Source organism: Ruegeria sp. Alg231-54 (assembly GCF_900143525.1).
In the GTDB taxonomy this organism is placed as follows: domain Bacteria; phylum Pseudomonadota; class Alphaproteobacteria; order Rhodobacterales; family Rhodobacteraceae; genus Ruegeria.
Map to the genome: position 1 here is coordinate 155,825 of NZ_FREZ01000008.1, position 12,330 is coordinate 168,154.

12 protein-coding genes are annotated in these 12,330 nt (G+C 59.8%); 10 read left to right on the plus strand and 2 right to left on the minus strand.

The window, feature by feature from the left end:
• Positions 1–5 precede the first annotated feature (5 nt).
• On the minus strand, positions 6–941 hold the full coding sequence (locus DHN12_RS15305) for a glyoxylate/hydroxypyruvate reductase A (protein ID WP_108860989.1): 936 nt from the start codon (positions 939–941) through the stop codon (positions 6–8).
• A 127-nt stretch (positions 942–1,068) separates the two neighbouring features.
• On the opposite strand from DHN12_RS15305, the gene DHN12_RS15310 reads away from it, so the two are divergent.
• From DHN12_RS15310 to DHN12_RS15325, 4 genes are all read left to right on the plus strand, one after another.
• Positions 1,069–2,304 (plus strand): acyl-CoA dehydrogenase family protein, encoded by a 1,236-nt coding sequence (locus DHN12_RS15310; protein ID WP_108860990.1) that lies wholly within the window; start codon positions 1,069–1,071, stop codon positions 2,302–2,304.
• Positions 2,305–2,312: 8 nt separating this feature from the next.
• Complete coding sequence (locus DHN12_RS15315; protein ID WP_108860991.1) at positions 2,313–3,119, plus strand: thioesterase family protein; 807 nt, start codon at positions 2,313–2,315, stop codon at positions 3,117–3,119.
• Positions 3,120–3,193: 74 nt separating this feature from the next.
• Positions 3,194–3,841, plus strand: a complete 648-nt coding sequence (locus DHN12_RS15320) for a DUF1007 family protein (RefSeq protein WP_108860992.1) — start codon at positions 3,194–3,196, stop codon at positions 3,839–3,841.
• Positions 3,826–4,779 carry a nickel/cobalt transporter gene (locus DHN12_RS15325; protein ID WP_108860993.1) on the plus strand — a complete coding sequence of 318 codons (954 nt, stop codon included), beginning with the start codon at positions 3,826–3,828 and terminating at the stop codon, positions 4,777–4,779. Before DHN12_RS15320 ends, DHN12_RS15325 begins: the two co-directional genes overlap by 16 nt.
• Here the strand turns inward: DHN12_RS15325 and truA are convergent.
• Positions 4,776–5,543 (minus strand): tRNA pseudouridine(38-40) synthase TruA, encoded by a 768-nt coding sequence (gene truA / locus DHN12_RS15330; RefSeq protein ID WP_108860994.1) that lies wholly within the window; start codon positions 5,541–5,543, stop codon positions 4,776–4,778. The two genes, DHN12_RS15325 and truA, sit on opposite strands and share 4 nt — an antisense overlap.
• Positions 5,544–5,650: 107 nt before the next feature.
• Here truA and DHN12_RS15335 point away from each other — a divergent pair, with 107 nt between their 5' ends.
• The 6 genes from DHN12_RS15335 to DHN12_RS15355 all read left to right on the plus strand — a co-directional run bounded on the left by DHN12_RS15335 (position 5,651) and on the right by DHN12_RS15355 (position 12,247).
• Positions 5,651–7,066, plus strand: coding sequence for a YcjX family protein (locus DHN12_RS15335; RefSeq protein WP_108861047.1), 1,416 nt, complete (start codon positions 5,651–5,653; stop codon positions 7,064–7,066).
• Positions 7,063–7,518 carry a GNAT family N-acetyltransferase gene (locus DHN12_RS15340; RefSeq protein WP_108860995.1) on the plus strand — a complete coding sequence of 152 codons (456 nt, stop codon included), beginning with the start codon at positions 7,063–7,065 and terminating at the stop codon, positions 7,516–7,518. Before DHN12_RS15335 ends, DHN12_RS15340 begins: the two co-directional genes overlap by 4 nt.
• On the plus strand, positions 7,511–8,500 hold the full coding sequence (locus tag DHN12_RS15345; protein ID WP_108860996.1) for a YcjF family protein: 990 nt from the start codon (positions 7,511–7,513) through the stop codon (positions 8,498–8,500). The genes DHN12_RS15340 and DHN12_RS15345 overlap by 8 nt, the downstream gene beginning before the upstream one ends.
• A gap of 54 nt (positions 8,501–8,554) precedes the next feature.
• Positions 8,555–9,265, plus strand: a complete 711-nt coding sequence (locus tag DHN12_RS15350) for a VIT1/CCC1 transporter family protein (protein WP_108860997.1) — start codon at positions 8,555–8,557, stop codon at positions 9,263–9,265.
• Positions 9,266–9,318: 53 nt separating this feature from the next.
• The gene (locus tag DHN12_RS25100) at positions 9,319–9,447 is read left to right on the plus strand and encodes a hypothetical protein (protein WP_255415468.1); all 129 of its coding nucleotides are present in this window, start codon (positions 9,319–9,321) and stop codon (positions 9,445–9,447) included.
• A 100-nt stretch (positions 9,448–9,547) separates the two neighbouring features.
• On the plus strand, positions 9,548–12,247 hold the full coding sequence (locus tag DHN12_RS15355) for a DUF2339 domain-containing protein (RefSeq protein WP_108860998.1): 2,700 nt from the start codon (positions 9,548–9,550) through the stop codon (positions 12,245–12,247).
• Positions 12,248–12,330: the final 83 nt, after the last annotated feature.

A 12,330-nucleotide genomic window follows, 5' to 3' on the forward strand; every position in this document is an offset into this window, starting at 1 on the left:
TCGACTCAGTAGCCGCGTGTGCGGTCGACCTCGTGCAGTAAGGGCATTCCTGCGGACAACCGTTGGAAATTCTCGGCAACGTCCGCCAGTGCTTCACCTAAGTGCCAGCCAGAAACATGCGGAGTGATTGTGACGCCCGGGTGTGCCCAGAGCGGACTGTCTGACGGTAAGGGTTCTGTACTGGTTACGTCCAGAACGGCGTGGCCGGGCGTTCCCCGGTCCAAGGCCTTGATCAGCGCATTTTCGTCAATCAGATCACCACGCCCTGCGTTCAACAGTTGACTGCCGGGTTTCATGGCGGCCAGCATCTGCGCATCGAACAAGCCAACGGTTTGCGGCGTGGACGGCAGAATTGCGCAAACGTGGTCGCATTGGCCTAGCAACGTCGGCAGCGCATCCTCGCCGTGCAGGCAGGTGACACCCTCAATCTCTTTCCGGGATCTGCTCCATCCCATGACCTGAAATCCGATGGCGCGCAGCATCCTGGCGCTGCGGGCGCCGATATGGCCCAGGCCCAGAACGCCCACTACGGTGTCCGGCGTGAATACCGGCGCTTTGGGCACCCATTCTGCTTTGCGCTGGGCAGCTTCGTGAAAAGCCATGTTCCGTTGGTGGTGAAGGACATAGGCGACGAACCACTCGGCAATGCCCTGCGCCGGCGCATCGGGTTTGAGTCGCGCGATACGGACGTGTTCGGGCAGGCTCGGGTTGCCAACAATCGTTTCGACGCCCGCGCCCAGTTTCTGGACCAGTTGCAGGTTCGGCAGCCGTTTGGGGTGGTCGTTGTTCAGGCCGACAACAGCGACCATGGTGATTTCGCTTGCATCTCCAATCGTTTCCCGGGTGCGCACATCCGTGCCGGGGTGTATGTTTCGGATCGTTTTGGCGATGTCATCATCGCTTATCCAGTCGGTCAGCCCGGTTTCGATCAATAGCGCCATGAATCACCCTCGCAATTTCATTTTGATTGAGTTGACGTTCCGTCACACAGCTAGACATTCTATCGGCAGCTAAGTCATTCTCTGTTCAAAGGTAAAGCCCGCTCTTTGGGCCTGAGGAGGAAAGCTCATGAACATGTCATTCGGTCTGCGCGAAGAAAATCGCGCGCTGCTGCAACGTGTGGCAGATATGATCCGGGATGAGATCATGCCGCTGGAAGAAGAATACCAGGCCGAAATCGATAAGGGCGACCGCTGGCAATACACCGAACGTCAGGCGGAAATCCTGGAAGGGCTGAAAGCCAAGGCCAAGGCTGCCGGATTATGGAACTTCTGGCTGACCGACAGCGACAAGGGCTTTGGTTTGACGACGGTCGAGTATGCTTATTTCGCCGAAGAGATGGGCAAGACGCCCCTTGGGGCCGAAGTATTCAACTGCTCAGCCCCCGATACCGGTAATATGGAAGTGTTCGAGCGTTATGGCACGGACGAGATGAAAGAGCAGTGGCTGAAGCCCCTGCTGAACGGCGATATCCGGTCCGCGTATTTGATGACGGAACCGGATGTGGCGTCATCGGATGCCACGAACGTGTCGATGTCCTGTGTGCGAGACGGGGATGACTTTGTTCTGAAAGGGGAAAAATGGTGGTCATCGGGGGCGGGTGATCCACGGTGCAAGGTCTATATCGTCATGGTCAAGACGGCGGGCGACGAGCAACCCAAACACAAGCGGCAGTCGATGATTGTTGTGCCTGCTGATGCGCCGGGGATTGAGATTCTGCGACCGATGCAGGTTTACGGCCACGATGATGCCCCGCACGGCCACATGCATATTCGCTTTACCAACGTTCGCGTGCCAGCAGAGAGCATCCTGTTGGGCGAAGGCCGCGGGTTCGAGATCGCGCAAGGCCGTCTTGGGCCCGGCCGTATCCACCACTGCATGCGCGCAATTGGTCAGGCTGAAACGGCGCTGGAGCAGATGTGCAAACGGTCGCTGCTGCGCGAAGCCTTCGGCAAGAAATTGGCGCAACTCGGGGCGAATTTCGATATCATCGCCGAATGCCGGATGGAGATTGAAATGGCGCGCCTGCTGTGCCTGAAAGCTGCCTGGTACATGGATCAGGGCGATGCCCGCGCGGCGGCTCCCTGGATCAGCCAGATCAAGGTCGTCGCCCCGCGTGTCGCACTCAAAGTCATCGATGAGGCCGTTCAGATGTTCGGCGGGCAGGGGGTTAGTCAGGACACGCCGCTGGCGACGGCCTGGACCCATGTGCGTACATTGCGGCTGGCGGATGGGCCTGATGCTGTACACCGCCGTCAGGTGGCGCGGGCCGAGTTGAAGAAGCATACCCAGGAAAAAGTCTGAGGTTCTAGATGGTGCTGAAACCAGATCTGAAGGAACAAGCCTATTTCCACGCTCGGGCTGACGGCGTTTTTGTCGGCAATGATCCCGCACGCGGGCCGTGGTCTGCGGGTCATTGCCATGCGGGCCCGGTCGCGGGGCTGATCGTCCGCGCGGCCGAAACAGAGGTTGGGCCGGAAAAGATGCTGACACGGCTGACCGTGGACTTGCTGCGCCCTCTGCCGCTGACAGGTCTGCGGGTGGCGGCGGAAACCACGCGCCACACCAAAACGCTGGCTACAACCCGTGTCACGGTGCACGATCTGGACGATACGCTGTGTGCCACGGCCACCACGATGCATATGGTGCGCCGCGATTTGGGGTCGGTTCCGAACATCACGTTGCCGACGCCCGAACTCGACGATGCGGTGACCGGGCCGTTTCCGATTGGCGAAATCCGTCATGACCTGCCGGGGTTCGCAAACCATTCGGAGATTCTCTACCCCAAGGGTGGCAACCAGAAAGCCGGTCCAAAGACAATCTGGATGCGCACCCCGACGCTGTTGGAAGACGAGGTGCAATCGCCGATTCAGGCGCTATGTCCGCTGGCGGATTGTGGCAACGGGATTTCATGGAATGCACCGACGTCCGAGATGGGGTTCATGAACACCGACCTGACGGTCCAGATTCATCGTGAACCCAAATCGGACTGGTTGGCCTCGCAGTCCGTATCCCATTGGCAACCGTCAGGAATAGGGATGTCGCAATCGGTTCTATTCGACACCGAAGGCCCGGTTGGAACAGCGTTGCAGACACTGGTTTTGTTCCCGCCGAAGTGACTGGTTTGGGCGGATCCTGCACAGGCCCGCCGAAACACGTTGCCGGGCACGGGCCAAGCCCCTATCTTTCGCCTATGCGATGGCTAATAACCCTTTTCTCCTGTTGCTTGCCGGTTCCGGCATTGGCCCACCCGCATGTCTTTATCGACACCGGGTTGGAATTCATTGTGGACGACAGCGGCCAGTTGACTCATGTCAGGGTGACTTGGGTGTATGATGAGCTTTTCTCTTTGTTTCAGCTTGAAGATATGAAGCTGGATCAGGATTCCGATGGCATTCTGACCGAGAGCGAAGAAAAGTTTCTGTCCGGCTTTGATGCCCAGTGGGTCGAAGGATATAACGGCGATCTTGTGGTGTTGGCCGATGGCGCGCCTGTCGTCTTGTCGGGGCCGATGGAGGCCAAAGCCACCACCGAAGATGGCCGTATCGTGACAACCCACCTGCGCGCGGTGGAAGGCGGCGGAGTGCCGGCAACCGCCGTCGTCGCCAAAGCATATGATGAATCCTATTACACGGCTTATGAAGTGACCCGCCCGGTGACGGTGTCCGGGCCCGCCGCTTGTCAGATCAGCCGGATTGACGCGGATATTGACGGGCAACTGGCGCAGATGCAGGCGTTCCTGCAGACCCTGGATGCCGACTATGACCTTGAAGAAAACGATATCCCGCTGGTTGGGGAAAACTTTGCGTCCGAGATCCGCCTTTCATGTCCAAGTACCTGATTATTCCTGTCGCCATCTCCATTGGTTTGCTGCTGTGGTTCTGGGGCAGTGGTGGCTTTGACCACTTGGCCGCATGGGCTGCGGGTGAGCAGCGCGAGTTCCAAAATCAGATCGCGCGTTCCCTACGCGCAGCCCGCGCGGAACAGCCCGAGGCTGTAGCGACGCTGCTGACGGTCTGTTTTGCCTACGGCTTTTTTCACGCCATCGGCCCCGGCCACGGCAAAGTTTTGATTGGTGGCTATGGGTTGGGACGCAACGTGGCGTTCCTGCGTTTGTCTGCAATCAGCTTGTTGTCCAGCCTGGGGCAGGCAGTCACTGCGGTTGTTCTTGTCTATGCCGGGGTACTGGTGTTCCAGATGTCCCGGGCAAGCCTTGTCGATACCACCGAACGGGTCATGGCTCCGATCAGCTATGGTGCTATCGCGGCGATTGGATTGTGGCTGATCTTTCGATCCATTCGCAGTTTCGCGCGACGTCATCGCAGCGAAAAAGCCCATCATCATGAGCACAAGCACGACCATCATCACCCGCACGACGAGGACCACAAACATCACGACCATGACCATGGCGTCTGCGCAGATTGCGGGCATCGCCACGGTCCCACCGCCGACGAAGTGGCCCAAGTTGGCAGCCTGCGCGAAGCCGCGGTACTGATCGCTGGGATTGCCGCACGTCCCTGTACCGGAGCGCTGTTTGTGCTGATCCTGACCTGGCAGATGGGCATCGCAATGGTTGGCATTGCCGGTGCTTTCGCCATGGCGTTGGGGACAGCGACCGTTACAACGCTTGTCGGTTGGACCTCATTTGGTTTGCGCGGAGGGCTGCTGGCCTCAGCCTCGGCGACGCGATTTGCTTCGGTCCTGGCTCCGACGATTGAACTGGTGGCGGGGCTGCTGATCGCCGTGATTGCAAGCGGTCTGCTGTTGCGCGCGATTTAATCGAACACGGGCTCCGGGTACCCAACCCGCGCCAGATACAGCCCTTGCGGTGGACATACCGGCCCGCAAGCGGCGCGGTCTGTGGCCTCCAAAGCATCCCGTACATCTTCGGGCGACCATGTTCCGGCACCGACACGTTCAAGCGTTCCAACAAAGCTGCGCACTTGGTTGTGCAGGAAAGACCGGGCGCGAACGTGAAAATGAACCTCTGGTCCGGAAAAGCCTTCAACCTGTTCGACCCGCAGCTCATCCAAGGTTTTGACCGGGCTTGCAGCCTGACAAATCGAAGACCGGAACGTGGTGAAATCATGCCGCCCGATCAGCATATCCGCGCCTGCCTGCATTGCGTCCACATCCAGTTGATGGTTGATCCGCCAGACCTGCCCAGCGTCATGCGTAGCAGGTGCGCGGCGCATCAGGATACGGAACAGGTATTGCCGTTCGAGAGCTGAAAACCGCGCATGCCAGTCATCGTCTACCCGTGCTGCTTTAACGATGGCAACAGGCTGCGGTTTAAGGTGATAGTTCAGCGCCTCAGACAGGCGGAACGGATCCCAGTCCTTGATCAGATCACAATGCGCAACCTGTCCTAGTGCGTGCACACCCGCGTCTGTACGCCCGGCCGCGGCAATTGTGTGATCGCCGGGTTGAATACATGACAAGGCCTGTTCGATTGCCCCTTGAACAGACGGCAATTCCTTTTGCCGCTGCCATCCGGCAAACGGTTCCCCCTGGTATTCGACTTTCAGCGCGTATCTAGGCATGGGCTGCTGGTAACGCGCCGCGCCGCAACGGGCAAGAGTGGGAAAGCGCTGGTATGTCCGACAGCCGCTACCTATCTTGGGAAAAACGAAAAAAGCGGGGCGACGGTTTGGTCATCTCATCTCTGGCAGACAGTCTGACGCGCGGCGTCGAATCCGTGGGTGACCGCGTGTCTGAGGCATTGTTTGAGCCGGTGATCCGACTGGGTGTCACCGGGCTGGCGCGTTCAGGAAAGACAGTATTCATCACGTCTCTGGTCGCGAACTTGCTGGACCGGGGGCGGATGCCGGGCCTCGTGGCACAGCAAGAAGGGCGGATCAACGCGGCTTACCTGCAGCCGCAACCAGACGACACCGTGCCCCGGTTCGACTACGAAAATCACCTGGCCGCGCTGACCGGGCTTCAGCCGCACTGGCCCGAAAGTACGCGCGCAGTGTCAGAACTGCGTTTATCATTCAAAGCCCGTCCCGCGGGGCTTTTGTCAGGGTTGCAGGGACCACGCACTATCCATCTGGATATCGTGGATTACCCCGGCGAATGGCTGCTGGATCTTGCGTTGCTGGACAAAACCTATGAGGTCTGGTCGCAGGAAACACTGGAGCGCATCGCCAATCGCAATGAGGCGACGACCTTTCTGGCGCAGGCAAAGGCGGTTGACTCTTCTGACAGCCACGACGAACCAAAGGCCCAATCACTGGCCAAAGAATTCGCCTCTTATCTGAACGCAGCCCGCGATGCCGGGTTTTACGACTGCACGCCAGGGCGGTTCTTGCTGCCGGGCGATCTGGCAGGCTCGCCGGTGCTAACATTTGCACCCTTGCCGGTCGAGGGTCACGGCCCGCGACGCAGTCTGCACCGCGAGATGGCCCGGCGATACGAGGCCTATAAATCTCAGGTCGTGAAACCGTTTTTCCGCGATCATTTTTCCCGGATCGACCGTCAGGTGGTTTTGGTGGACGCACTGGGGGCGATCCATAACGGGCCACAGGCGGTCGAGGATATGCGTCGCGCGATGGCCGATATCCTGTCGGCGTTTCGGCCCGGACGAAATGCGTGGCTTAGCCAGCTGTTGCTCGGCAAACGGGTCGAGCGCATCCTGTTTGCGGCCACCAAGGCGGACCATTTGCACCATCTTCAACACCACCGCCTGACCAATATCATGGAGGCCCTGACCCGCGAGGCGCGCGATCGCGCCAGCTTCGCCGGGGCCGAGACGGCGGCGCTGTCGCTGGCCTCGTTAAGGGCAACGACCGAGGAAATCCGCACCCATAACGGGGCCGAGCTGCCCTGCGTGCGTGGTACCTTGCTGAACAGCGGCAAGCAGGCCGCTTTCTATCCCGGTGATCTGCCCGAAGATCCGACGCATTTGCTTGGCCCGGCGCGCAACGGGTCCGAAGGCTGGCTGGGCGAGGATTATGAGTTCATGGCATTCGCGCCGGCACACCTGACACTGCGGCCAGGGGATGGCCCGCCACACATACGGCTGGACCGCGCAGCCCAGTTCCTGGTCGGAGACCGGCTATGAATGTCATTCTTCGCCCCGCCCGCAGCACGGATGCCGGTGCCACCGGAGAGATTTTGCATGGCTTCGCCCGTGAAAACGATTGGATGCCGGAACTGCACTCGCAGGCGGAAACCATCGCGTTTTGTGGCCGTATGATTGAATTGGATTGGGTGACCGTGGCCGAAACCGGTGACGGTGTGATCGGGTTTTTGGCGCTCAACGGTGCCGAAATCCACTCACTGTACCTGGCACCTGGGGTGCGGAGGCAGGGGATCGGTCAGCAATTGCTTGAACATGCCAAATCGTGCCGGTCCGAATTGTCATTGTTTGCGTTTCAGGCCAACCATCCAGCGCGCCAGTTCTATGAGCGCAACGGCTTTACCGAGGTTGCACGCAGCAGCGGCGCTGACAATGACGAGAACCTTCCGGACATAAAGTACGTCTGGAACAGTGAAGGAGCAGCCAATGCCTAAGGGGCCGGTTCTGATTGATCTGGAGGGTGATGAACCCGCGGCTGATGTGTCGCAAGCACCTCCGGTCCCGGATATCGCACAACCTCAGGGTCAGGCGATGCAAGGTGCGGCGCGTTTGGCGGCGCGCAAACCTTCGGCCCTGTCGCGGTGGTTCTGGGGTTTGGCGCTTGCCGCCCTTGGGGCTGTTGTTTCCGTGGCGGCTTGGGACTTTGTGAATTCCCTGATTCTCCGCGCGCCGATCATGGGATGGGTGATTACGGGTTTGTTTGCAGCACTGGTGCTGGTCGCGTTGATCATCGCTGTGCGCGAGCTGGCCGCAATCGGGCGGTTGTCCCGTGTGGACGGGATGCGGCGCGCCGCCGATACTGCCTTGGCCGAAGATAATCTGGCGCAGGCACGCGCAGTCACGAACCGATTGATCTCGTTTTACAAAGGCCGAGACGAAACCCGTTGGGGGCGCGATCGGCTGTCCGAACGGATCGACGAACAATTTGACGCGTCTGGTCTGCTGACCCTGACCGAGGACGAGCTGCTGGCCCCGCTGGATGTCGCTGCCAGTCGCGAAGTCGAGGCTGCAGCGCGGCAGGTTGCAACGGTGACGGCGTTGGTGCCCTTAGCGCTTGCGGATGTTGCAACCGCGCTGGCCGCTTCGTTGCGGATGATCCGGCGCATCGCTGAAATCTATGGCGGGCGCGCAGGTTTTTTGGGCAGTTGGCGATTGACGCGGGCTGTGTTCGTGCACCTTGTGGCCACCGGGGCCGTGGCCGTCGGGGACGACCTGCTGGAACCTGTGCTTGGGGGATCTATCCTTAGCAAGCTGTCGCGCCGGTTTGGCGAAGGGCTGGTCAACGGCGCGCTAAGTGCGCGGGTCGGGGTCGCCGCGATGGAGGTCTGCCGTCCGCTGCCTTTTTCGGATCGGCACAAGCCATCGACCCGCGGCATCATCAAACGTGCTCTGGCTGGCTTGTTTTCCAAAACTTGACCTGACGCAAGGTACAGTGGTTGGCTGTCGTGCATAAGGGTGTCAGAGCCAGCCATGACCGATCACGGACACAGCCAGCAAGAGATTGCAGAACGCATCAACGCGCCACCGGGGCGCGGTGTTTTGCGGGATGTGGTCTATGGTGGGATCGATGGGTCGGTAACCACCTTTGCCATTGTGGCGGGTGTAGCCGGGGCGGGCCTGTCACCCTTTATTATCGTTGCGCTGGGACTAGCCAATGTACTGGCGGACGGGTTTTCCATGGCGGCGGGTAATTACTCGGGCACCAAGGCCGAGCTGGACAATATCCGCCGCATCCGGTCCATCGAAGAACGTCACATCAGGCTGTACCCGGAAGGCGAGCGAGATGAAGTACATGCGATCTTGTCGCAAAAGGGTTTGTCGGGGCGCGTTTTGGATGAGGCGACGGATGCCATCACAGCCAACCGCGACAATTGGATAAATCTGATGATCGAGGGTGAATACGGATTGGGCAGCGTCGATCCGAACCCGTTCAAGGCCGCGATGGCAACGTTTTTGGCGTTTCTTGTGGCCGGCATGGTCCCGCTGCTGCCGTTTCTACTGTCGTTCGATCGGGCCTTTCAGCTCTCGGTTATCATGACCATGGCGGTCTTCTTTGTCATCGGAGCTTTGAAAAGCAGATGGTCACTGGCTCCGTGGTGGCGGTCGGGTCTAGAGACTTTTGCGATCGGCGGCGCGGCCGCACTGATGGCGTATTTTGTTGGCTCGTTGTTCCATCCCTAGTGATAAGAAGTACCGCTGGGCGCGCGGTGTAGATTGTCAGTATTTCAAAGTCGATGATGGACCCTGATCTGATCCGGCGACGGTTACATATTGTCGACGCCTGTTTCGCATTTGGTTCGATTGCCGCTGTGTTGGCCATCATCTGGTTGATGATGGCCAGACTGTGCCTTGGCTGGGGATAAGGCGCTCTGAACGACGTAGCCCGCAAAAACACGGTTTTTCGGACTGTTGCGTAGATCGACACCCGGCTAGGTTGTCGGCACATATGCCCGGAGGCCTCAGTTGGAATCGCTGCTCGTACTCGTTGGATTGATCGTTCTGGCCGTCCCGGTGGCCATCCTTGTTCTGTTGGTATCCCAGGTTCGACTGCGCCGCCGGGTGGAGCAGCTTGAACAGCAGATTCGCACACTTGGTGGCGACCTGCCAGCGCCAGAAACAGTACCTGAATCGACGCAAGCGAGGGACAAAAAGGGCTCTCCGTGGCCGGCAATCAAAACAGAACCACCCGAGGCCGAAACGAAAGAGGGGACCTCAGCACCTGAGCCACAGAAGATACCCCTCCCCGAAACGGCGAAGGATGATCGTATCGCTGCACTGAGCGCCTGGCTGCGCGAGAACTGGTTCTACGCGGTTTCCGCCCTGTCTTTGGCGCTGGCGGGTGTTTTTCTGGTCCAATACGGGGTCGAAAGCGGGCTGTTGTCGCCAACGATGCGCGTCATCGCGGCCCTGATATTCGGCGCAACGCTGATCGGCGCGGGCGAGGTGATCCGCCGGAAGTATGGCGATGACGAGGCTTCAGCCACGGCTTACCTGCCATCGGTCTTTTCCGGAGCCGGGCTGGTGACGCTGTTCGGCGGCTTGCTGGCTGCAAGGCAGCTATACGATCTGATTGGTCCCGAAGCGGCCTTAGTTGCCATGATCGCTGTTGCGCTTGTGGGGCTTGTTTTAGGCTGGTTCCACGGCCCCTTGCTGGCGGCCGTCGGTTTGATTGGTGCGTTTACGTCACCCTTCGTGGTGGGCGGGACCTCGACCGATCCCGGCTGGTTGTACGGTTACTTCTTTGTGATTGCCGTCCTTGGGTTGGGGATCGACACCGTACGACGCTGGGCGTGGATATCCGTTCTGACGCTAGTCGGGGCTTATTCCGCGTGCCTGCTGCTGGTGCTTTCGGCACCCGCGACCGAGTCGGGGTATCTTGTCGGCGTAATTGCATTGGCGGTCATCGCGATCGCGATCCCCGTGCGGCGGATCTGGCCGGATCATGAGGGGCGCATGATCAGCGAAATCATTGCGATCCAAAAAGGCTTCCAGTGGCCAGAGTTTCCCACCCGCCTTGCTTTTGGTTCGGTGACAGTCACCACGGTAATCTTGGCGATACACTGGCCGGACTCGGCGGCAGAATTCTGGCTGGGTGTCATGCTGTTGGCTGGCCTGACACTGGGTTTGCTGACTTGGGCAAGCCAGGCGCGGGCCCTGCAAGACCTGACCATACTGCCAGCCGCTGGTCTAACTTGGTTCGTACTGATCCATGGGTGGGACAACGGCTCTGTCGCGCGCTGGTTCGCCGAAACCTATACCGAAACCGCCGAGGCGGATTTCCCGTGGGCGTTCACCCTGTTGGTGGCACTGGGTGCATTGATCTCAGGCCTTGCAGCCTGGCGATCGTTTCGCGCAACCGAGTACCGGGCCGTTTGGGCGGGCGGTGCTGCAGTATTTGCACCGGTATTGGCAATCGCGCTGGAGCTTGGATGGCATCCCGCTGAGGTCATCGGAGCCTATCCGTGGGCGCTGCATGCGGTTGCATTGGCGGTGATGATGGTCGTTCTGGCCGGGCGCTTCGCACGGATTGATGGCGAAAACCGACTGCGGGCGGCTTTGGTGACCTTGTCCGCTTTATCCTGCCTGACCTTTGCCTGCGTGATTGTCCTAAGTTCGGCTGCCCTGACAATTGCTTTTGTGGCCCTGATCGTAGCCGCGGCGGTGCTGGATCGGCGCTTTGATCTTCCACCTATGGGTTGGTTCATCTGGGCTGGCGTGTTCACTGTCACGCTCAGACTTGTACTGAACCCCGGTCTGGATTGGGCAAATTCGGCACCTATCGCGGAAATGGCGCTTGTCTATGCCACAGCTGCCGTCGGATTTCTGGCGGCCTGGGCCATCCTGCGCCCATTGAAGCGTCCGGTCATTGCGCTGCTTCTGGAAAGTGCGACCTGGGCGACGGCGGGCATCTTGTTGTCCTTGCTGTTGCTGCGCTGGCTCGAAGGGTTTGGCAACGGCGGCGCCCATGACAGCCACTGGGGGCAGGGGCTTTTGTCCTTGATCTGGCTGCTGTTGGCCTGCGCGCAGGTGCGGCGGTTCGAACTGGGCGGAAAACTGAATTATGCGCGCTACGCGCTGGCGTTGTTCTTTGCGGGACATGGTGTTGTTCGCCTGGCGCAGGCGCTGACCGAGGCGAACCCATTGCTGAATGCCCAAGCTGATCCGGTTCTTGGGGTGCCAATATTGAATACCCTCGCCGTGGCTTACCTGTTGCCCGCCATTGTTTTGGCCCTGTCGGCTGCTTGGCTTCCCGCACTGCATCCGCGATGGAAACAGGGGTGCTTCGGTCTGGCGGCGGCATTGGGTGCGATTTGGCTGGGCCTGACCATTCGCCATGTCTGGCAGGGGGCCAGCGGTATGTATGAAGGCAACGGTGTCACCCAGCCCGAGCTTTATACTTACACTATGGCCCTACTGCTGATCGGTGCGGGGCTGTTTTATCAGTCACTCGCCCGCCGGTCGGACATGATGCGCAAGGCGGGGTTGGCCGTCATTGGGCTTGCCGTGGCCAAGGTGTTCCTGGTCGATATCGCTGGTTTGGGTGGCCTTATCCGGGTGTTCTCACTGCTGGCGCTGGGCCTCGCGCTGGCCGGTTTGGCTTGGCTGAACAGGTGGGCCACGCTGCGCCATTCGCCGCATGGGGCGGAACCTCTGGACCATTAGGCGTGGGCGTCCTATAAGCCCGGCATGTATGACCGGATGGCCATCATTATTCGAATTATATCCCCGGCGCTCTGATATCGCGA